The 21,285-nt window shown below is 57.1% G+C and carries 21 protein-coding genes; 8 read left to right on the top strand and 13 right to left on the bottom strand.

Translation table 11 applies throughout. The features are described 5' to 3' along the window. Nucleotides 1-3 precede the first annotated feature (3 nt). From prfB to xerD, 4 genes are all read right to left on the bottom strand, one after another. Nucleotides 4-1,102, bottom strand: a protein-coding gene (prfB, locus tag ACTJJA_RS15695; protein ID WP_108416304.1) for a peptide chain release factor 2 whose coding sequence is annotated in 2 segments (ribosomal slippage) — nt 4-1,026 and nt 1,028-1,102 — 1,098 coding nt in all. Because the reading frame shifts where the segments join, the coding sequence is not laid out codon by codon here. A gap of 89 nt (nt 1,103-1,191) precedes the next feature. After that, nucleotides 1,192-2,925 (bottom strand): single-stranded-DNA-specific exonuclease RecJ, encoded by a 1,734-nt coding sequence (gene recJ, locus ACTJJA_RS15700; protein WP_238458910.1) that lies wholly within the window; start codon nt 2,923-2,925, stop codon nt 1,192-1,194. Between the two features lie 5 nt (nt 2,926-2,930). Continuing rightward, nucleotides 2,931-3,644 carry a bifunctional protein-disulfide isomerase/oxidoreductase DsbC gene (gene dsbC / locus ACTJJA_RS15705; protein WP_440668616.1) on the bottom strand — a complete coding sequence of 238 codons (714 nt, stop codon included), beginning with the start codon at nt 3,642-3,644 and terminating at the stop codon, nt 2,931-2,933. Nucleotides 3,645-3,672: 28 nt separating this feature from the next. After that, the gene (xerD, locus tag ACTJJA_RS15710; RefSeq protein WP_440668617.1) at nt 3,673-4,569 is read right to left on the bottom strand and encodes a site-specific tyrosine recombinase XerD; all 897 of its coding nucleotides are present in this window, start codon (nt 4,567-4,569) and stop codon (nt 3,673-3,675) included. 101 nt (nt 4,570-4,670) lie between these two features. Here xerD and fldB point away from each other — a divergent pair, with 101 nt between their 5' ends. Further along, nucleotides 4,671-5,192 (top strand): flavodoxin FldB, encoded by a 522-nt coding sequence (fldB, locus tag ACTJJA_RS15715; protein ID WP_010435318.1) that lies wholly within the window; start codon nt 4,671-4,673, stop codon nt 5,190-5,192. A gap of 7 nt (nt 5,193-5,199) precedes the next feature. Here the strand turns inward: fldB and ACTJJA_RS15720 are convergent, their stop codons facing one another. Then, a complete protein-coding gene (locus ACTJJA_RS15720; RefSeq protein ID WP_010435320.1) occupies nt 5,200-5,610 on the bottom strand; it encodes a protein YgfX in 411 nt (136 codons plus the stop codon). Beyond that, nucleotides 5,591-5,857, bottom strand: a complete 267-nt coding sequence (sdhE, locus tag ACTJJA_RS15725) for an FAD assembly factor SdhE (protein WP_010435322.1) — start codon at nt 5,855-5,857, stop codon at nt 5,591-5,593. Before sdhE ends, ACTJJA_RS15720 begins: the two co-directional genes overlap by 20 nt. 294 nt (nt 5,858-6,151) lie before the next feature. Here sdhE and ygfZ point away from each other — a divergent pair, with 294 nt between their 5' ends. Beyond that, complete coding sequence (ygfZ, locus tag ACTJJA_RS15730) at nt 6,152-7,132, top strand: tRNA-modifying protein YgfZ (protein ID WP_440668618.1); 981 nt, start codon at nt 6,152-6,154, stop codon at nt 7,130-7,132. Nucleotides 7,133-7,216: 84 nt separating this feature from the next. On the opposite strand, the gene trhA is transcribed toward ygfZ, so the two are convergent. Continuing rightward, nucleotides 7,217-7,876 carry a PAQR family membrane homeostasis protein TrhA gene (trhA, locus tag ACTJJA_RS15735; protein ID WP_440668619.1) on the bottom strand — a complete coding sequence of 220 codons (660 nt, stop codon included), beginning with the start codon at nt 7,874-7,876 and terminating at the stop codon, nt 7,217-7,219. 166 nt (nt 7,877-8,042) lie between these two features. Next, nucleotides 8,043-8,354: a N(4)-acetylcytidine aminohydrolase gene (gene yqfB / locus ACTJJA_RS15740; RefSeq protein ID WP_440668620.1), complete on the bottom strand. Its 312-nt coding sequence runs from the start codon at nt 8,352-8,354 to the stop codon at nt 8,043-8,045. Nucleotides 8,355-8,404: 50 nt separating this feature from the next. Between yqfB and ACTJJA_RS15745 the strand changes: the two genes are divergently transcribed. The 6 genes from ACTJJA_RS15745 to ACTJJA_RS15770 all read left to right on the top strand — a co-directional run bounded on the left by ACTJJA_RS15745 (nt 8,405) and on the right by ACTJJA_RS15770 (nt 14,348). Continuing rightward, on the top strand, nt 8,405-9,136 hold the full coding sequence (locus ACTJJA_RS15745) for a MurR/RpiR family transcriptional regulator (RefSeq protein WP_042719286.1): 732 nt from the start codon (nt 8,405-8,407) through the stop codon (nt 9,134-9,136). A gap of 117 nt (nt 9,137-9,253) precedes the next feature. Continuing rightward, nucleotides 9,254-10,687, top strand: coding sequence for a 6-phospho-beta-glucosidase BglA (gene bglA / locus ACTJJA_RS15750; RefSeq protein ID WP_440668621.1), 1,434 nt, complete (start codon nt 9,254-9,256; stop codon nt 10,685-10,687). A 125-nt stretch (nt 10,688-10,812) separates the two neighbouring features. Beyond that, nucleotides 10,813-11,172, top strand: a complete 360-nt coding sequence (locus ACTJJA_RS15755; RefSeq protein WP_010435334.1) for a hypothetical protein — start codon at nt 10,813-10,815, stop codon at nt 11,170-11,172. A 48-nt stretch (nt 11,173-11,220) separates the two neighbouring features. Further along, a complete protein-coding gene (locus tag ACTJJA_RS15760) occupies nt 11,221-13,254 on the top strand; it encodes a protein-disulfide reductase DsbD family protein (protein WP_440668622.1) in 2,034 nt (677 codons plus the stop codon). A gap of 1 nt (nt 13,255) precedes the next feature. Next, nucleotides 13,256-13,858, top strand: coding sequence for a DsbA family protein (locus ACTJJA_RS15765; protein WP_440668623.1), 603 nt, complete (start codon nt 13,256-13,258; stop codon nt 13,856-13,858). Further along, nucleotides 13,848-14,348 (top strand): protein disulfide oxidoreductase, encoded by a 501-nt coding sequence (locus ACTJJA_RS15770; RefSeq protein ID WP_440668624.1) that lies wholly within the window; start codon nt 13,848-13,850, stop codon nt 14,346-14,348. Before ACTJJA_RS15765 ends, ACTJJA_RS15770 begins: the two co-directional genes overlap by 11 nt. A gap of 3 nt (nt 14,349-14,351) precedes the next feature. Here ACTJJA_RS15770 and ACTJJA_RS15775 read toward each other — a convergent pair whose 3' ends face one another. The 5 genes from ACTJJA_RS15775 to ubiI form a co-directional block, all read right to left on the bottom strand. Beyond that, a complete protein-coding gene (locus tag ACTJJA_RS15775; protein WP_440668625.1) occupies nt 14,352-15,095 on the bottom strand; it encodes an SDR family oxidoreductase in 744 nt (247 codons plus the stop codon). Between the two features lie 70 nt (nt 15,096-15,165). After that, nucleotides 15,166-18,039, bottom strand: a complete 2,874-nt coding sequence (gcvP, locus tag ACTJJA_RS15780; RefSeq protein ID WP_440668626.1) for an aminomethyl-transferring glycine dehydrogenase — start codon at nt 18,037-18,039, stop codon at nt 15,166-15,168. Nucleotides 18,040-18,165: 126 nt separating this feature from the next. Beyond that, nucleotides 18,166-18,555 (bottom strand): glycine cleavage system protein GcvH, encoded by a 390-nt coding sequence (gcvH, locus tag ACTJJA_RS15785; protein WP_008499718.1) that lies wholly within the window; start codon nt 18,553-18,555, stop codon nt 18,166-18,168. 23 nt (nt 18,556-18,578) lie between these two features. After that, complete coding sequence (gene gcvT / locus ACTJJA_RS15790) at nt 18,579-19,673, bottom strand: glycine cleavage system aminomethyltransferase GcvT (protein ID WP_440668627.1); 1,095 nt, start codon at nt 19,671-19,673, stop codon at nt 18,579-18,581. A gap of 397 nt (nt 19,674-20,070) precedes the next feature. Beyond that, complete coding sequence (gene ubiI / locus ACTJJA_RS15795) at nt 20,071-21,273, bottom strand: FAD-dependent 2-octaprenylphenol hydroxylase (RefSeq protein WP_440668628.1); 1,203 nt, start codon at nt 21,271-21,273, stop codon at nt 20,071-20,073. Between the last annotated feature and the right edge of the window lie 12 nt (nt 21,274-21,285).

Consider the following 21,285-nt stretch of genomic DNA (forward strand, 5'->3'; position numbering starts at 1 on the left):
TCCTCATAACCCTGCTTTCAAACTTGCTTCGATAAATTGATCCAGGCTGCCGTCCAGCACCGCCTGCGTGTTACGGGTTTCAACCCCGGTACGCAGGTCTTTGATGCGGGAGTCATCAAGGACGTAAGAACGGATCTGGCTGCCCCAGCCGATGTCGGACTTGTTGTCTTCCATCGCCTGTTTCTCAGCATTTTTCTTCTGCATTTCCAGTTCATAAAGCTTCGCTTTCATCTGCTTCATGGCCTGGTCTTTGTTCTTATGCTGGGAACGGTCATTCTGGCACTGCGTTACCGTGTTGGTTGGAATGTGAGTAATACGCACCGCCGATTCCGTACGGTTAACGTGCTGACCACCCGCACCGGATGCGCGGTAAACGTCAATACGCAGATCGGCCGGGTTGATTTCGATATCGATATCGTCTTTCACTTCCGGGTAAACAAACGCGGAGCTGAAGGAGGTATGACGGCGTCCGCCAGAATCGAACGGGCTCTTACGTACCAGGCGATGAACGCCGGTTTCAGTACGCAGCCAGCCGTAAGCGTAATCACCAATAATCTTAATGGTGATGGATTTCAGACCCGCGACTTCACCTTCAGATTCTTCGATAATTTCGGTTTTGAAACCGCGCGCTTCTGCCCAACGCAAATACATACGCGCCAGCATGCTCGCCCAGTCCTGCGCTTCTGTACCGCCAGAACCGGCCTGAATATCGAGATAGCAGTCGGCGCTGTCGTATTCGCCGGAGAACATACGACGGAATTCGAGCTGTGCCAGCTTCTCTTCCAGAACGTCGAGTTCTGCCACGGCTTCGTTAAAGGTTTCTTCGTCGTCGGCTTCAACAGCCAGTTCCAACAGACCAGAGACATCTTCCAGCCCCTGAGACATTTGGTCCAGGGTATCGACAATCGCTTCGAGAGAGGAACGCTCTTTACCCAGCGCCTGCGCGCGTTCAGGTTCGTTCCAGACGTCCGGCTGTTCCAGCTCGGCGTTTACTTCTTCAAGACGCTCTTTCTTGGCATCGTAGTCAAAGATACCCCCTAAGAACGTCGGAGCGCTCCGTGAGGTCCTGAATGCGGTTTTTTACCGGATTAATTTCAAACATGGTCTGTTTTCTTTTATGGGCTTGTCAAAATGCGGTGATAAGAGCGGGATTGTACCGAATCCACGCCCTTTTTTGTAGCTTTACTGACGCTAAATTGGCCAGATATTGTCGATGATGATCTGAAGGGAGCGGTTGCCACGAAACTCGTTGATATCAAGCTTATAGGCCAGCTCAACCTCCCGCACGCCGTTGTCCGGCCAAATGGAGGTGTCAACGTTGAAGGCGATGCCGTCCAGCAGCGGGCCGCCACCGGCTGGCTCGACCATCACTTTGAGGTGACGTTCGCCAACAATTCGCTGTTGCAGCAGGCGGAAACGGCCATCGAACAGCGGTTCCGGGAACATCTGCCCCCACGGCCCCGCGTCACGCAGCATCTGGGCCACCTCCATGGTCATTTCAGCCGGTGAAAGTTCGCCGTCGGAGACCACTTCGCCCTGTAACAGCGCAGGGTCAATCCAGTCTGTCACCAGCTCGCCAAATAGCCGCTGAAACTCGTCGAACTTGGCCTCTTCCAGCGACAGGCCTGCCGCCATCGCGTGACCGCCAAACTTGATCATCAGACCCGGGTAAAGCGTATCCAGGCGCTCCAGCGCATCGCGCATGTGCAGCCCCTGAATCGAACGACCGGAGCCTTTCAGCGTGCCGTCGCCCGCGGGGGCAAACGCAATCACCGGACGGTGGAAGCGCTCTTTGATGCGCGACGCCAGGATACCGACCACGCCCTGATGCCACTCGGGATGGTACATCGCCAGGCCGCCCGGCAGCGTATCGCCGCTGCGCTCCAGCTTTTCACACAGGGTCAGCGCTTCGGCCTGCATCCCCTGCTCGATCTCTTTACGGGTCTGGTTCAGGGCGTCCAGCTCGTTCGCCAGCACGCGCGCCTCGCCGATGTTGTCGCACAGCAGCAGCGCGACGCCGACGGACATATCGTCCAGCCTTCCGGCGGCATTAAGACGCGGCCCGAGGGCAAAGCCGAGATCGCTTGCCGCCAGCTTGAGCGGATCGCGGTTTGAAATTTCCAGCAGCGCCTTAATCCCCGGACGGCACTTCCCCGCCCGGATGCGGCTTAAGCCCTGCCAGGTCAAAATACGGTTGTTGGTATCGAGAGGCACTACGTCCGCCACTGTACCCAGCGCCACCAGGTCGAGATATTCGGCCAGGTTCGGCACGGCAATCCCGCGCGACTCAAACCAGCCCTTATCGCGCAGCAGCGTTCGCAGCGCCAGCATCAGATAAAACGCCACGCCGACACCGGCCAGGGATTTTGACGGGAAATCGCAGTCGCGCAGGTTGGGGTTAATGATGGCTTCGGCGGCAGGCAGGGTTTCCCCCGGCAGGTGGTGATCGGTAACCAGCACAGGGATCCCCAGCGCATGCGCATGATCGACACCCGCATGGGAGGAGATCCCGTTATCCACGGTCAGGATCATCTGCGCACCGCGCGCGTGAGCCTGATCGACCACTTCCGGGCTAAGACCGTAACCGTCTTCAAAGCGGTTTGGCACCAGATAGGTGACGTTATCGCAGCCCAGCGCGCGCAGGCTGAGCACGCTCAGTGCGGTACTGGTTGCGCCGTCGGCATCGAAATCGCCCACCACCACAATCCGCGTCCCTTCCCGGAACGCGTTGTAGAGCATTTCAGTGGCCTTTTCGACGCCGCTTAGCTGCTGCCAGGGCAGCATACCTTTGACGCTACGCTCAAGATCGTCCGCCGTTCGCACACCGCGGCTGGCATAGAGCCGCTTCAGCAGCGGCGAAAGATCGTCAGGTAAATCAGCCGTGTCAGCCGCTTCGCGGCGGCGCAGTTTTATCGGAGCTTTCACGCGGATTATTTACCCGCAGTCTGTTTCTGGTGCGCGTCGAGGAACTCTTTCATCTCTTTTGGTCCCTGATAGCCCGGCACCACGTAGCCGTTGCTCAGCACGATGGCTGGCGTACCGGTCACGCCAAACTGCACGCCCAGCGCATAGTGATTTGCGATATCAATGTCGCAGGAAGCAGGCTTAACGCCTTTGCCGTTCATGGCATCATCAAAGGCCTTGTTGCGGTCTTTCGCACACCAGATAGCCTTCATGTCCTGCTCTGACTGGCTCTGCACGCCTGCGCGCGGGAAAGCCAAGTAACGCACGGTAATACCCAGCGCGTTGTAATCTTTCATCTCTTCATGCAGCTTGTGGCAGTAGCCGCAGGTGATGTCGGTGAAGACGGTAATGACGTGTTTTTCCTGCGCCGCTTTATAAACGATCATCTCTTTTTCAAGCGCATTCAGGTTTTTCATCAGCAGCTGGTTGGTCACGTTGACCGGCTGCGCGCCGCTCACGTCATACATCGGCCCCTGAATGATGTGCTTTCCGTCTTCGGTCACGTAAAGCACACCGCTGTTGGTCAAGACGGTTTTCATGCCCGCAACGGGCGCGGGCTGAATGTCGCTGCTGGTGACGCCCAGTTTCGTCAGAGACTGTTTGATGGCGGCGTCGTCAGCATGAGCAAAACCGGTAAATGAGGCTGCCAGCAGGGTGAACAGCGCAAAAGACTTTTTCATATTTAATCCTGTAACAATTCGTCGGCACTCACGCGCGTGGGTGGTGCTGTTGATGTAGCTGCCGCAGGCGTTCCGTCGCGACATGGGTATAAATCTGCGTTGTTGAGAGATCGCTGTGTCCCAACAGCATCTGCACCACGCGCAAATCAGCGCCGTGGTTTAGCAGATGCGTCGCAAAGGCATGACGCAAAACGTGCGGCGACAGCTTTTCACTGTCAATGCCTGCCAGTGTGGCGTAATGCTTGATGCGATGCCAGAAGGTTTGTCGCGTCATCTGCTGCGCGCGCTGGCTGGGGAACAGCACATCGATAGAAACGCCATTCAGAAGCCACGGTCTGCCGTGCTCCAGATACGTCTCCAGCCAGTACACCGCCTCTTCACCCAGCGGGACGAGCCGTTCTTTGTTCCCTTTACCTATCACGCGAACCACGCCCTGACGCAGGCTGATATCGCTCATCGTCAGGCCAACCAGTTCCGAAACGCGCAAACCGGTAGCATACAATAGTTCAAGCATCGCTTTATCGCGTAACTCCAGCGGCAGGTCAACAGCGGGTGATTGTAATAATCTCTCAACTTGCGCTTCGCTGAGATCTTTTGGCAGCCGCTGCGGAAGTTTAGGCGATGCCAGCAGCGCACTGGGATCGTCCGTCCGGATCTTCTCACGGTAGAGGTGCTGGAACAGACGACGCATTGCGCTAAGCAGGCGTGCGGAGCTGGTGGCCTTGTAGCCGCCATCCATCCGCTCACCCAGCAGCGCCTGCAGCTCATCGCGTTGGACACTCTCAAGCGTCAGTTCCCGGTGTGCCAGCCATTCCACCAGCATGGTGAGATCGCGCCGATAGGCGCTGAGCGTGTTTTCGGCCAGGTTTTTCTCCAGCCACAGCGCGTCGAGAAACTGTTCGATGAGTGCGAGATCCTTTTCCACATCAACCTCTCTGATTCTGCAATCCGGGCATTATGCCTGATTGCCATCGGTTTCTGGTACACTACGCGCAAAGTCAGAGTAAGAATTGAGAACGTTACGCGATGAATATTGGTCTTTTCTATGGTTCCAGCACCTGCTATACCGAAATGGCAGCGGAAAAAATTCGCGACATCATCGGTCCTGAACTGGTGACGTTGCATAACCTGAAAGATGACGCCGTCGCGCTGATGGAACAGTACGACGTGCTGATCCTCGGCATCCCGACCTGGGACTTTGGCGAGATACAGGAAGACTGGGAAGCCATCTGGGATCAGCTCGATTCGCTCAACCTCGACGGCAAAATCATTGCGATGTACGGCATGGGCGACCAGCTTGGCTATGGCGAGTGGTTCCTGGATGCGCTCGGCATGCTGCACGATAAACTGGCACCGAAAGGCGCGACGTTTATCGGCTACTGGCCAACAGAAGGCTATGAGTTCACCAGCAAAAAACCGATTATCGCGGAGGGTCAGCTGTTTGTCGGGCTTGCCCTGGATGAAACCAATCAGTACGACCTCAGCGACGAACGTCTGGAAAACTGGTGCGAACAGATACTGGGTGAAATGGCCGAGAAGTTCAGCTAACGCGAACTTAGTCCTGCGTCGGTTGTTGTAACATCATCCGGCGCAGATCTCGCCACTCCGCAGCATCCATACTGTCGGCAGCCAGCCACAGGTGCTGGCGACGACCACCTTCAGGCTGGCGCAGTCTCAGCATCATGCCAACGCTAAGCATCCACGGTGTACCGACGATCTCCCACTCTTTCCCCTGCCAGCGCAGACGGGAATCCATCAGCAGTTTGATTTCACCCTGACGGGCGTTGATCCGGCGCTGGCTGCGCACGCTATCAAAAACCACAAACGACAGCAGCAATAACCACAGAGGCGTATAGCTTAGCGGCCACGGCATCAGTAAAACAAAGGCCGCAACCAGGCCGTGGAGCAGTAATGACATCCACTGCGAGCGCCATGAGACGCGAAGATCAGATTGCCACAGGACCACGTTCCCGATTCCGTGTTTGAATTAATTGCACCATCCGTTGCAACTCGGTGTCGGCGGGTTTGCCGTGATTCATCAGCCAGTTGAATAAATCCGGATCGTCAGACTCAAGAAGGCGAACAAACAGACGCTTATCGTCATCGCTTAAGCTGTCATACTCATATTCAAAGAACGGCATGATGGAGATATCAAGTTCGCGCATGCCGCGACGGCACGCCCAGTGAATACGGGCCTTGTTGTTAATATCCATGTTCTGTTTCCTGCATTACGTTTGGCACAGCCGGTATCCCGTTAGGTATTCATTATTTCTTTCCGGGAACAGTTGCTAGTGTAACGTGTTTTTGACCGTTTCTTTACTGGAATATTGCAATCACCGAGCCGGATTCCAGAATAACCACCCTAAAGACAGTGGATTACATTATTTTGCGTGACGCTACGCATAACCTCACGATGGCACGAATGGCGTGCTGAAAGCGCTTGCAATGGCTGTAGTCTCTTTTACCATTAGGCATTATCAAAGCGTTAAGCAATTCAGGATATCACTATGGCATTTACTCCATTTACTCCTCGCCAGCCCGCCGCCTCTGCGCGTCTGCCGCTGACGCTGATGACTCTTGATGACTGGGCGCTGGCGACGCTTAGCGGTGCCGATGCCGAAAAATACCTGCAAGGGCAGGTAACCGCAGACGTTGCACACTTGACTGAACACCAGCACCTGTTGGCGGCCCACTGCGACCCGAAAGGGAAAATGTGGAGCAACCTGCGTCTGTTCCGCCGTCAGGATGGGTTTGCTTTTATTGAGCGTCGCAGCCTTCGGGATGCTCAGCTTACCGAACTGAAAAAATATGCGGTGTTTTCCAAAGTCACCATCGCGCCGGACGACGAGCATGTTTTGCTGGGTGTGGCGGGTTTCCAGGCGCGTGCAGCGCTCAAAAATCTCTTCAGCGAACTGCCGGATGCGGAAAAACAGGTGGTCAGCGAAGGTGAGACCTCTATTTTGTGGTTTGAGCATCCTGCCGAGCGTTTCCTGCTGGTGACGGATGCTGCTACCGCTGAACGCGTGACCGACGCCCTGCGCGGTGAAGCGCAGTTGAATAACAGCCAACAGTGGCTGGCGCTGAACATTGAAGCGGGTCTGCCCGTCATTGACGCGGTGAACAGCGCACAGTTTATTCCGCAGGCGACAAACATCCAGGCGTTGGGTGGCATCAGCTTTAAGAAAGGCTGTTACACCGGTCAGGAGATGGTGGCTCGTGCAAAATTCCGCGGTGCCAACAAACGCGCCCTGTGGACACTGGCGGGCCGCGCCAGCCGCGTTCCGGAAGCAGGTGAAGATCTCGAGTTGAAAATGGGTGAAAACTGGCGCCGTACCGGCACGGTACTCGCCGCCGTTCAGCTGGATGATGGTCGTCTGCTGGTGCAGGTCGTCATGAATAACGATATGGAAGCCGACAGCGTATTCCGCGTGCGCGATGATGCCAATACATTGAGCATTGAACCGCTGCCGTATTCACTGGATGAGTGATGCTGTATCGCCCGGTGGCGCTGCGCTTACCGGGCCTACTGATCCCGTAGGTCGGGTAAGGCGAAGCCGCCACCCGACAACAAACTACACCTGCCCCACATACAAATAAATCGCCAGGAAATGGCATACGCTGCCGCCCAGCACGAAGCCGTGCCAGATCGCGTGGTTGTACGGTATGCGCTTACAAACGTAGAAAATAACCCCCAGCGAATAAACGACCCCGCCCACCGCCAGAAGCGTTACGCCGCCGACCGCCAGCTTAATCGCCAGCTGATATACCACAATCAGCGACAGCCAGCCCATCGTCAGATAGGTCACCAGTGACAATATCTTAAACCGATGCGCAATGGTCAGCTTAAACAGGATCCCCAGCAGCGCCAGGCTCCAGATGACAATCATCAGGCCACGCGACAGCGGCGAATTCAATCCCACCAGCAAGAACGGCGTGTAGGTGCCCGCGATAAGAAGATAGATCGCGCAGTGGTCAAATTTTTTGAGCCAGATCTTAGCCCGTTGGTGGGGAATAGCGTGATACAGCGTCGAGGCCAGGAAGAGCAGGATCATACTCCCGCCATACAAGCTGTAGCTGGTAATGGCCATCGCGCTGGCGTTGGTGTCCACCGCCTGCACCAGCAGCAGCACTAAGCCGACAATCCCAAAAACCAGGCCAATGCCGTGGCTTATACTGTTGGCTACTTCCTCAGCCAGCGAATATCCCTGTGCGATTAATGGTCTGCTCACCATACGTAAACTCCGGGAAAACGAAAAATGATTATTCATCACCTGACTATGCTAACTGAGAATGATTCCAGTGAACACATGTTAGCTAAAATAAAGTTAAACATAACATTTCTAAATTACAATCAGACAGTTACATTTTAATTTCAGCGAACGCGTGTTTCGAATTAAATTATAGGCGTTTAAAATCAATCACATAAAACTGGTTCTGGTTGGGGTAGATCTCTGCGATCACGCTTTTTAACGTTTCCAGGGACATGTTCTCCTGTTCAGCATGTTTTTGCGTCAATGTCGCGAGCGTAACGGTTGATGTTCCTGTTACTTCGATGGTGCAAAAATAGCCATCATCCTCATAGCGCCCCACGCGTAGGACGTCGCCTTTTTTGAAATGGGATTCGCTTTCGTCACGAATGGTGATCGTTTTACGCCCGGCCAGAATGTCGTCCTGAAAGCGCTGAAAAAAAGTGATGTCGTTTGGCTGCATGTTATGATTCCCTGAAGAAAGTCTGATGAGTGAGTTTAGCTATAGTGAGCATGTTCTCCCATTCCGCCGTTGCCAGTCTCAACAATCTTGAGATGATGGTCTACAACTACGTCATCAAGAACCGCGACAAAGTAATGTACATGACCATCCGCGAACTGGCGGACGCGGCCGGAGTCTCTACCACCACTATCCTGCGCTTCTGCCGCAAGCTCAACTGCGATGGCTATTCTGAATTCCGCGTGCGCTTTAAGCTCTATTTAGAACAAAATGAACCGCAGCAGGCCAATTTTGGGGCCAGTGAAATTATCAGCTTCTTTAAAAGCGTCAACAATGAAGAGTTTGATGCGTTATTAGATGACGCTGTAGATATTATTTTATCCTCAGAGCGCATTATATTTGTCGGCGCGGGCACGTCGGGCTCACTGGCAAAATATGGCGCACGTTTCTTTTCAAATATCGGAAAATTCAGCAACCATATCGACGACCCTTATTTTCCCGTGACCAATGATATGGCAAAAAATGCGCTGGCTATCGTGCTCTCCGTCTCGGGTGAAACCGAGGAGATCCTGCGCTTTGCCAGCCAGTTCAGCCTGCACCATTGCAAGGTGCTGTCCATCACCAGTCACGAACACTCACGCCTGGCAAAGCTGGCAGACTTTAACCTCTCCTGGCATGTGCCTCAAACGCGTATTGCAGGCGTGTACGATATTACCACCCAAATTCCCGTCATCTATATTCTGGAATCGCTTGGGCGTAAGCTGGCGAAGAAATTAGCAGAATAAAACACCCTGTTTTTTTGATGTAACAAATCACATTGCGCACAAATTGTTATATCGTGACATTTAATTTCGCTTTGCTAGACTCGATTTCAATAAGTCCTGAATTGAGAAATAGCAAAGATGAAAAAACTGACCTTACCGAAAGATTTTTTATGGGGCGGCGCGGTGGCGGCTCACCAGGTTGAAGGCGGCTGGAATAAAGGCGGCAAAGGGCCAAGCATTTGCGACGTCCTGACCGGCGGCGCCCACGGCGTACCGCGTGAAATCACTCAGAAGGTGGTGCCGGGTAAATACTACCCAAACCACGAAGCGGTAGATTTCCACGGCCACTACAAAGAAGATATCAAGCTGTTTGCCGAGATGGGCTTCAAGTGCTTCCGCACCTCCATCGCCTGGACGCGCATCTTCCCGAAAGGTGATGAAACGCAGCCAAACGAAGAAGGGCTAAAGTTCTACGACGACATGTTCGACGAGCTGCTGAAGTACAACATCGAGCCGGTCATCACCCTCTCCCACTTCGAAATGCCGCTGCACCTTGTGCAGGAGTACGGCGGCTGGACCAACCGCAAAGTGGTCGATTTCTTTGTGCGCTTCTCTGAAGTCGTGTTTGAGCGCTACAAAAATAAGGTCAAATACTGGATGACCTTCAACGAAATCAACAACCAGCGTAACTGGCGTGCGCCGCTGTTCGGCTACTGCTGCTCCGGCGTGGTCTATACCGAACACGACAATCCGGAAGAGACCATGTACCAGGTGCTGCACCACCAGTTTGTGGCCAGCGCGCTGGCGGTGAAAGCTGCCCGTCGTATTAACCCGGAGATGAAAGTCGGCTGCATGCTGGCGATGGTGGCCCTCTATCCGTTCTCCTGCAAACCAGAAGACGTGATGTTCGCCCAGGAATCCATGCGCGAGCGCTATGTCTTTACGGACGTTCAGCTGCGCGGCTATTACCCGTCCTACGTACTGAACGAGTGGGAGCGCCGCGGGTTCTCCATCAACATGGAAGCGGGGGACGAACAGATCCTGCGTGAAGGAACGTGCGACTACCTGGGCTTCAGCTATTACATGACCAACGCGGTCAAAGCGGAAGGCGGCACCGGCGATGCGATTTCCGGCTTCGAAGGCAGCGTGCCGAATCCGCACGTCAAAGCCTCCGACTGGGGCTGGCAGATTGACCCGGTGGGCCTGCGCTATGCGCTGTGCGAACTGTACGAGCGCTATCAGAAGCCGCTGTTTATCGTGGAGAATGGTTTCGGCGCCTACGACAAAGTGGAAGAAGACGGCAGCATCAACGATGACTACCGCATCGACTACCTGCGCGCCCACGTGAAAGAGATGATGAAGGCCGTGACGTACGACGGCGTGGATCTGATGGGCTACACCCCGTGGGGCTGTATCGACTGCGTCTCCTTCACCACCGGTCAGTACAGCAAGCGCTATGGCTTTATCTACGTGAACAAGCACGACGACGGCACCGGCGACATGTCCCGTTCCCGTAAGAAGAGCTTTGACTGGTACAAAACTGTTATCGCCAGCAACGGCGAAACGCTGTAATACATCGCCCTCTCCTCGCAGAGGAGAGGGCAAACCTCTTATCTCCCAGACACTTCTTTACAGCTTAAGCGTTGCCAAAAAACCTGCGCCCTATAAGATAAGCCTCGTGAATATTTGAGGCAAAGATGATCAAACGACAACGCAACGCTATCCTGCTTGTTGCCCTGGCCTGTCTGGTGGTGCTGATATGCACCGCCCAGCGGATGGCCGGGATGCACGCGCTTGTCATGAACGTCACCGCCGTAAGCCAGCCTGTCCAGCAGGGGCAGGAGAGCATCGACGCACCGGTCACGCCCTGTGAACTTAGCGCGAAATCGCTGATGGCCGTTCCGCCAATACTGTTTGAAGGTGCTCTCTTTGCCGTCACCCTGCTTCTTGCGCTGCTGGCCGCTAATCCACCGCGCCGCGAGCGGCTGTGGCCTCCCCGCGTTATCTCCCCGCCCCGATTACGGGTACATCTAAGACTCTGCGTCTTCCGTGAATGAGCATTCGCCTGACACATCAGGTTAATTCATCATTTACGGAGAAAATTTATGTTTACTGTATTCAGGCGACTGCTGGTCTGCCTGCTTTGGCTATGGCTGCCCCTCAGCCAGGCCGCCGACAGCGGCTGGCTGCGTGCCGCCGACAGCGGCTGGCTGCGTGCCGCCGATAATCAGCACGCCAGCGTCAGGCTGCGTGCGCAGCCTGACAATAATGGCGATACCCGCCTGCTGCTGGATGTCGCCCTTGAAAAAGGGTGGAAAACCTACTGGCGCTCGCCGGGAGAAGGGGGCGTTGCCCCTGCCATTCTCTGGCATCAACCGGTTGATGCCACCTGGCGCTGGCCTACGCCCGAGCGTTTCGACGTTGCAGGCATCACCACGCAGGGTTATCACGGCGACGTGAGTTTTCCCATTACGGTGCGTGGCGAGTCGCCAAAAAACCTGAGCGGCGTGCTGACGCTGTCTACCTGCAGCAACGTCTGTATTCTAACCGACTACCCGTTCTCACTGGATCTGACGACCAGCGCGGGCGGCGACTTTGATTACGATTACAGTCGGGCGATGGGCACGCTACCGCTCAGTAGCGGATTGACGTCAGCGATTAGCGCCAGCTACACCTCCGGCAAGCTAACCGTAACGGCACAACGTGACGCAGGCTGGCAGCAGCCCTCGCTGTTTATCGACAGCATGGACGATGTTGATTTCGGCAAGCCAACCTTTTCCGTGCGCAGCGGGTCGCTTGTCGCCACCCTCCCGGTGACGGACAGCTGGGGCGACGCTGCACCTGACATCAGCGGCAAAACGCTGTCGGTCGTTCTCGCGGATAGCGGCCAGGCGCAGGCGTCCAGTCTGAATATCGGGAAAGGCACCCTCACGCCAGCGTTCTCGTTAGGCTGGGTCCTGCTGATGGCGCTGGCTGGCGGCCTGATCCTCAACGTCATGCCCTGCGTGCTGCCCGTTCTGGCCATGAAGCTCGGCACGCTGATGCAAACCGAACGTCAGGCGCGCGGCCAGATACGCAGGCAGTTTCTTGCCTCGGTAGGCGGGATCGTCATTTCGTTCCTTGCGCTGGCGCTAATGATGACGGTGCTGCGTTTAGGTAATCAGGCGCTCGGCTGGGGGATCCAGTTCCAGAACCCGTGGTTTATCGCTGCGATGGCGCTGGTGATGGTGCTGTTCAGCGCCAGCCTGCTGGGATTGTTTGAGATCCGCCTCCCCTCCTCTGCCAGCACCTTCCTCGCCACGCGCGGCGGCAACGGGCTCGCAGGCCATTTCTGGCAAGGCGCGTTTGCCACCCTGCTGGCAACGCCCTGCACCGCGCCGTTCCTGGGTACTGCCGTGTCGGTTGCGCTGGCGGCACCGCTCCCGCTGCTGTGGGGCATCTTCTTTGCGATGGGTGTCGGCATGAGCCTTCCCTGGCTGCTGGTGGCGGCCTGGCCGGGGCTGGCACAGAGGCTGCCGCGTCCGGGGCGCTGGATGAACGTGGTGCGAGTGGTATTGGGATTGATGATGCTCGGCTCGTCCCTGTGGCTGCTGAGCCTGCTGGTGGTGCATATTGGCACGCTGCCCGTCATCACACTCGGTGTGACGCTGATCCTTATCCTGCTGCTGGTTACCGCCTGGCGCTACCGCTGGCAAACCGCGCTGCGTGCCGGTGCCTTTGCCCTGGTCGTTGCCGCCGCAGCGGCGTTTATTACCGCCCCCGGCGGGGAGAACGGCCGTCGCGATCGGGTGAACTGGCAGCCACTGAGTGAAGAGGCGATTGCCCGCGCGCTGGCTGACAACAAGCGGGTGTTTGTTGACGTGACCGCCGACTGGTGCGTGACCTGTAAAGCCAATAAATACAACGTCCTGCTGCGCGACGACGTGCAGGATGCGCTTTCCGCACCGGATATTGTCGCCCTGCGCGGAGACTGGAGCCGCCCTTCCGCCAGCATTAGTCAGTTCTTAACCACGCGCGGCAGCGCCGCCGTGCCGTTTAACCAGATTTACGGACCGGGATTACCGCAGGGCCACGTGCTGCCTGCGTTATTAAGCCGCGACGCGGTGCTTACCACCCTGTCCGATGCGAAAGGAAAATAACATGAGAGCCTTTATTGCCTTGCTTCTGCTGTCTTTATCCACGTTCAGCGTCGCCGCGCCGTCGGATGACGCGTCCAGTGACCAACTGGCTAAACTGCTGTTCAACGACCCCAATAGCCCGCGTACCGGCGCGAAAGCGCCAAAGCTGATTATTGTCTCTTTCACTGACTACAACTGCCCTTACTGCAAGCAGTTCGACCCTATGCTGGAGAAAATCGTGCATGACAACCCGGACGTGCAGCTCATCGTTAAACTGTTACCGTTCAAGGGCCAAAGCTCGGTGAATGCGGCAAAAGCGGCGCTTTCGGTTTGGCAGCAACAGCCTGATAAATTCTGGGCGCTGCACCAGCGGTTGATGATGAAAAAAGGGTATCACGACGATGCCAGCATCGCGGCGGCTCAGACAAAGACCGGGACGGACAGCATTAAGACAGAGGATAAAACCATGGACTCTCTGAAAATGAACCTGATCCTGTCGCAGGTGCTGAATATTCAGGGCACCCCGGCGACCATCATTGGCGACCAGATGGTCGCGGGAGCCATTCCTTATGAGGATCTGGAGGCGCTGGTGAAACAACAGCTGACGCAAGCCCGTGGCCAGTAAGCTCCCGCGCCTGGTGCGCGAACTCGCAATGTGGCTGCTGATCGGCGTTGCCGTGAGCCTGGCGGTAGATTATTTCCGCCAGCCCGCGCTGCCGCAGAATTTCGCCTCAGCCGCGCTGCAAACGCTCGACGGTAAGCCCGTCGACCTTATTGCCATGAGTGAGGAACGTCCGCTGCTGGTGTACGTCTGGGCTACCTGGTGTGGCGTATGCCGCTACACCACGCCATCCGTATCGACACTTGCCGCAGAGGGCGGCAACGTGATGTCGGTTGCGCTGCGCTCCGGTGATAACGCCACGCTGGAAAGATGGCTGGCGAAGAAGAAAATGACGCTGCCGACGGTCAACGACGCCAGCGGAAGCCTGTCTCGCCAGTGGGACGTGCAGGTCACGCCCACGCTGGTGGTGATCTCTCACGGAGAGGTGAAGTCGATCACCACCGGCTGGACCAGCAGCTGGGGCATGCGGCTGCGGCTGTGGCTGGCGTCGTAGTTGTTACTTTCCGCCCGCCAGCTCCAGGAAGCTGCCGGTCACGTAGGAGGCTTTGTCGCTCAGCAGCCAGGTAATGGCCTGAGCGACTTCCTCCGGCTGGCCGCCGCGCTGCATGGGCAGCATGGATTTCACCCGATCCACGCGCTCCGGCTCACCGCCGGAGGCGTGGATATCGGTATAAATCAGCCCGGGGCGTACGCAGTTGACGCGAATGCCCTGCGCTGCCACCTCCAGCGATAATCCCGTCGTCAGCGAGTCCACCGCCCCTTTGGATGCGGCGTAATCCACATATTCCCCCGGTGCGCCCAGACGGGAGGCGGCGGAAGAGACGTTCACTATCGCGCCTCCTTTACCACCATGTTTGTGCGACATACGCTTTACCGCCTCGCGACAGCAGAGAAAATAACCCGTGACGTTGGTGGCCAGCACGCGGTTAATGCGCTCGGCTGAGAGGCTTTCGATGGTCGACTGCTCGAACAGAATACCCGCGTTGTTCACCAGCGCCGTTAGCGGCTCGCCTTCACGATCGATACTGTCAAACATCGCCATAACCTGCGCTTCATCACTGATATCCGCGCGCACGGCAAACGCTTTACCGCCTGCCTCAACAATCTGATTGATCACGTCCGTCGCGGCCTTGATGTTATGGTGAAAATTCACCGCCACGGTGTAGCCTTCGCGTGCCAGCTGCAGCGCAGTGGCTTTACCGATGCCCCGGCTCGCGCCGGTGACGAGTGCAATTGCCATTCGCTTCTCCCAATAAAAAAGCCGGGTGGCGGCTTCGCCTTACCCGGCCTACGTTACTACATCAGCATTATTACTGGTATTCGCTCATCGGCACGCAGGAGCAGAACAGGTTACGGTCGCCGTAGACGTCATCGAGACGCTTCACGGTCGGCCAGTATTTGTTTGCCACGCCTGCCGGGAAGACCGCCAGCTCGCGGGAATAACCGTGGTTCCACTCTGCGACCATCTCGTGCTGGGTGTGCGGGGCGTTGACCAGCGGGTTATCTTCCAGCGTCCACTCACCGTCCTGCACGCGGTCGATCTCCATGCGGATCGCCAGCATCGCGTCGATAAAGCGGTCCAGCTCGGCTTTGCTCTCCGACTCCGTTGGCTCCACCATCAGCGTACCCGCCACCGGGAACGACATGGTTGGCGCATGGAAGCCGTAGTCGATCAGACGCTTGGCGATATCCAGTTCGCTAATGCCGGTCTGCTCTTTCAGCGGACGAATATCAAGGATGCACTCGTGCGCTACGCGACCGTCGCGGCCGGTGTAAAGCACCGGGAAGGCGGACTTCAGGCGAGTCGCAATATAGTTGGCGTTGAGGATCGCCACCTGGCTCGCCTGCTTCAGCCCTTCCGCGCCCATCATGCGGATGTACATCCAGCTGATTGGCAGGATAGAGGCGCTGCCGAACGGTGCCGCAGAGACCGCACCCTGACGGGTCAGCATGCCTTCAATCTGCACTACGCTGTGGCCTGGCACAAACGGTGCCAGGTGCGCTTTCACGCCGATTGGGCCCATGCCCGGGCCGCCGCCGCCGTGCGGGATGCAGAAGGTTTTGTGCAGGTTCAGGTGCGACACGTCCGCACCGATAAAGCCCGGAGAGGTGATGCCTACCTGGGCGTTCATGTTCGCGCCGTCGAGGTAAACCTGGCCGCCGAACTGGTGCACCACTTCGCACACTTCACGGATGGTCTCTTCGTACACGCCGTGGGTGGACGGGTAGGTCACCATGATGCAGGAGAGCTTGTCGCCCGCCTGCTCGGCTTTCGCACGCAGGTCAGCCAGATCGATGTTGCCATTCTTATCGCACGCCACCACCACGACTTCCATGCCCGCCATCTGGGCAGAGGCCGGATTGGTACCATGCGCGGAGCTTGGGATCAGGCAGATATCGCGGTGCCCTTCGTTGCGGCTTTCGTGATAGTGACGGATCGCCAGCAGGCCCGCGTATTCGCCCTGCGCGCCGGAGTTCGGCTGCATGCAGAGCGCGTCATAACCGGTCAGCTTCACCAGCCAGTCGGAAAGCTGGTTGATCATCATGTGATAACCTTCCGCCTGCTCTGGAGGGCAGAACGGGTGCAGCTCGGAAAACTCCGGCCAGGTGATAGGGATCATCTCTGCCGCGGCGTTCAGCTTCATGGTGCAGGATCCCAGCGGGATCATCGCCTGGTTCAGCGCCAGATCCTTGCGCTCAAGAGAGTGCATATAGCGCATCATCTCGGTTTCGCTGTGGTAGCGATTAAAGACCGGATGCGTCAGGATGGCATCGTTACGCAGCATGCTTTCCTGAATGGAGCGGCTGTCGAGCGCCACGTCTTTGTCCAGCTTATCAACGTCCAGACCGTGCGCGTCACCCAGCAACACGCTAAACAGGTTCAGGATATCGTCGCGGGTGGTGCTTTCATCCAGCGTAATGCCGACGGCGTTGTGGATGTCGCTGCGCAGGTTGATCTCTGCTGCATCCGCGCGTGCCAGCACGGCCGCTTTGTCCGCCACTTCCACACACAGGGTATCGAAGTAGTGGGCGTGGCGCAGCTTAAGGCCTTTCTGCTGCAGACCGCAGGCCAGAATATCGGCCAGGCGGTGAATGCGGCTGGCAATACGCTTCAGGCCAGCCGGGCCGTGGAACACGGCGTACAGGCTGGCGATGTTGGCCAGCAGCACCTGAGAGGTACAGATGTTGGAGTTCGCTTTCTCGCGGCGGATGTGCTGCTCGCGGGTCTGCATCGCCATGCGCAGCGCGGTGTTACCGGCAGCATCTTTTGAGACGCCGATAATACGGCCAGGCATGGAGCGTTTGAATTCATCTTTCGCGCCGAAGAACGCCGCGTGCGGGCCGCCGTAGCCCATCGGCACGCCGAAGCGTTGCGCAGAACCGAAGACAATATCCGCGCCCTGTTTGCCCGGCGCCGTCAGCAGCACCAGCGCCATAAAATCGGCGGCAACGCTGACAACCACTTTGCGGGACTTCAGCTCGGCAATCAGCGCGCCGTAATCGTGTACTTCACCGGTGGTGCCCACCTGCTGCAGCAGCACGCCGAAGACGTCCTGGTGATCCAGCACTTTGTCGGCGTCGTCGACGATCACGTCAAAGCCGAAGGTTTCCGCACGGGTGCGCACCACATCCAGCGTCTGAGGATGCACGTCCGCCGCCACGAAGAAGCGGTTGGCATTTTTCAGCTTGCTGACACGCTTAGCCATCGCCATGGCTTCGGCGGCGGCGGTCGCTTCATCCAGCAGCGAAGCGGAGGCGATATCCATACCGGTCAGATCCAGCGTTACCTGCTGGAAGTTCAGCAGCGCTTCCAGGCGGCCCTGAGAGACTTCTGGCTGATAAGGGGTGTAAGCGGTGTACCAGCCCGGGTTTTCCAGCATGTTGCGCAGGATAACCGGCGGCAACTGCACGTTGGTGTAGCCCATGCCAATGTAAGACTTATAGCGCTTGTTCAGGCCTGCGATAGCCTTCAGCTCCGCCAGCGCGGCGAATTCCGTGGTGGCTTCCCCCACCTGAGGCGGCGTGGCAAGCTGGATGTCTTTTGGCACAATCTGGCCGATCAGTGCGTTTAATGAATCCGCGCCAACTGTCTTCAGCATCTCCTGCTGTTGCTGAGCATCCGGCCCAATGTGACGTTCAATGAAGGCGCCACGGTTTTCAAGCTGGCTTAAAGTCTGTGTCATGAGCGATGGTTCCTGAAACGTGCAGTGAATGTGTTTTCTCCCTCTCCCTGAGGGAGAGGGCTGGGGTGAGGGTGTCGTCTGTTCCCCTCACCCTACCCTCTCCCCAAAGGGGAGAGGGATAATGGCTTACTCGTCTTCTAACAGTGCTTCGTACGCGGTCGCATCCAGCAGCGCGGCAACCTGAGATTCGTCGCTGGCTTTGATCTTGAAGATCCAGCCGCCTTCATATGGCTCGCTGTTCACCAGCTCTGGCGAATCGCTCAGCGCGTCGTTGACGGCAACGATTTCACCGCTCACAGGGGCGTAGATGTCAGAAGCCGCTTTTACGGACTCTGCTACCGCGCAGTCGTCGCCCGCGCTAACGGTCGTGCCCACGTCAGGCAGGTCAACAAACACCATGTCGCCCAGCAGCTCTTGCGCGTGCTCGGTGATCCCTACGGTGTAAGTGCCGTCCGCCTCTTTGCGCAGCCACTCGTGTTCTTTGCTGTATTTCAGTTCTGCTGGCACATTGCTCATTGAAGTTCTCCTGATAAAAATGATTAGGCGACCGGCTTACCGGCGCGAACAAAAATCGGTTTGGTCACGTTGACCGGCATTTCGCGGTTGCGGATTTGCACTACCGCCGTTTCGCCAATGCCCGCCGGCACGCGTGCCAGTGCAATACTGTAGCCCAGCGTCGGGGAGAAGGTACCGCTGGTGATCACGCCTTCGCGATGATTGCCGTCGGCATCGGTGAAGCGCACCGGCAGTTCGCCGCGCAGCACGCCTTTTTCCGTCATCACCAGGCCCACCAGCTGTTCAGTGCCCTTCTCGCGCTGCATTTCCAGCGCTTCACGGCCAATAAAGTCTCGGTCAGCCGGTTCCCACGCGATGGACCAGCCCATGTTGGCGGCCAGCGGAGAGACGCTTTCGTCCATCTCCTGACCGTAGAGGTTCATCCCCGCTTCCAGACGCAGCGTATCGCGCGCACCCAGACCCGCAGGCTTCACGCCCGCTTCCACCAGCGCGCGCCAGAAATCAGCGGCCTTCTCGTTTGGCATCGCAATTTCGTAGCCCGCTTCACCGGTGTAGCCGGTGGTGGCGATAAACAGATCGCCCGCCTGCACGCCGAAGAACGGCTTCATGCCTTCGGTTGCTTTGCGCTGCTCGTCGGTAAACAGAGACCCGGCTTTCGCCTGCGCGTTCGGCCCCTGCACGGCGATCAGCGACAGATCGTCACGGACGGTGATTTCGATGGCATAAGGTTCGGCGTGTTGGGTGATCCAGGAGAGGTCTTTTTCGCGGGTGGCGGAGTTTACAACGAGGCGGAAGAAATCTTCGGTGAAGTAATAGACGATAAGGTCATCAATCACGCCGCCTGAGGCATTCAGCATGCCGGTGTAGAGCGCTTTGCCCGGCGTCTTCAGTTTAGCGACGTCATTTGCCAGCAGATAACGCAAGAACTCCCGGGTGCGGCTACCGCGCAGATCGACAATCGTCATGTGTGACACGTCGAACATACCGGCATCGGTGCGCACCGCGTGGTGCTCATCAATCTGCGAGCCGTAGTGCAGCGGCATCATCCAGCCGTGGAAGTCCACCATGCGGGCGCCGCATAACACGTGTTGTTCGTACAAAGGAGTCTGTTGAGCCATCTTGTCCTCGTTGAAAAATTCACCGTGAAACCCGGTATCGGCCTCGTTCCCGAATGCCGACGCAAACGTTCTCTTTTACCTGAACTTACCACCGAAACCGGCGGTTAACCATAAGGTAAAACGGGTCATCACATTAGCTTATGACCAAAAAACGCTGAAAAGCCTACAGAGTTATTCACTGGAAAAATGCGATTAACCCCGCACAAAATTAACAATGATCTAACAGGATTTAGCACATGGTGATATTTCGTGCGGAAAAACGGGCCGAATTTCCGCACCGGAAAAAACACGACATTAGTTAATCTAATGCGAAAAATGACGTGGAATTAGATTATTTCAAACGAGGGAATTTCCCCGGCGCAGAGGCCGGGAAAATAAAGTGTGACGGGGATCTAAGTTAGCGCAGCCAGTCAGGCAGATCGTTAAGACCCATCGCCTGACGGAGAAGTTGAGGTTTGACGCCAGGAAGCGTATCGGCCAGTTTAAGACCGATATCGCGCAGCAGTTTTTTCGCCGGATTTGCCCCGGCAAACAGCTCGCGGAAACCCTGCATGCCCGCCAACATCATCGCCGCACTGTGCTTGCGGCTGCGCTCATAGCGACGCAGGTAGAGATGCTGACCGATATCTTTCCCTTCGCGATGCAGGCGACGCAGTTCTTCTACCAGCTCCGCCGCGTCCATAAAGCCAAGATTAACGCCCTGCCCGGCCAGCGGATGAATGGTATGGGCCGCATCGCCCACCAGCGCCAGACGGTGCGCCGCAAACTGACGCGCGTAGCGGCCGGTTAACGGGAACACCTGACGCTCGCTTTCAAGCGTGCACAAGCCAAGGCGGTTATCAAACGCCATGCACAGCGCCTGGTTAAAGGCATCCGGTGTCGCCTCCTGCATCAGCTGCGCTTTTTCCGGCACCAGTGACCAGACGATAGAGCACAGGTGCGGATCGCTCAGCGGCAGGAATGCCAGAATGCCGTCGTTGTGGAAAATCTGCCGCGCCACGCCGCCGTGCGGCTCTTCGGTGCGGATCGTTGCCACCATCGCATGATGGCGGTAATCCCAGAAGGTCAGCGGGATATCGGCTTTGTTGCGCAGCCAGGAGTTCGCACCATCGGCACCGACCACCAGACGCGCGGTCAGCATGTCGCCGCTTTGTAAGGTGATAAACGCCTCGTTTTCACCCCATGCCACCTGCTGGATCTGCGCGGGCGCAACCAGCGTTACGTCGCTGCACTGCTGCGCTTTCTGCCACAGCGCGTGGTGGATCACCGCGTTTTCGATGATGTGCCCCAGATGGCTATAGCCCATGCTCTCATCATCAAAGGCTATATGACCAAAGCTGTCTTTATCCCACACTTCCATGCCGTGATAGCAACTGGCGCGCTGCGACACAATATCTGCCCAGACACCAAGGTGCGTCAGCAATTTCTCACTGGCGGCATTGATCGCCGAGACGCGGAGTTCCGGCGGGGCATCCTGCGCGACGGGCTGAGGCGCTTTTTGCTCCAGCACGGCCACGCGAAGGCCGCTGCCCTGTAAACCGCAGGCCAGCGCCAGCCCGACCATACCGCCGCCAACAATGGCGACATCAACATTTTGCACGGTGATAACTCC

The organism is Enterobacter sp. 22452 (assembly GCF_052045065.1).
Taxonomy (GTDB): domain Bacteria; phylum Pseudomonadota; class Gammaproteobacteria; order Enterobacterales; family Enterobacteriaceae; genus Enterobacter; species Enterobacter mori.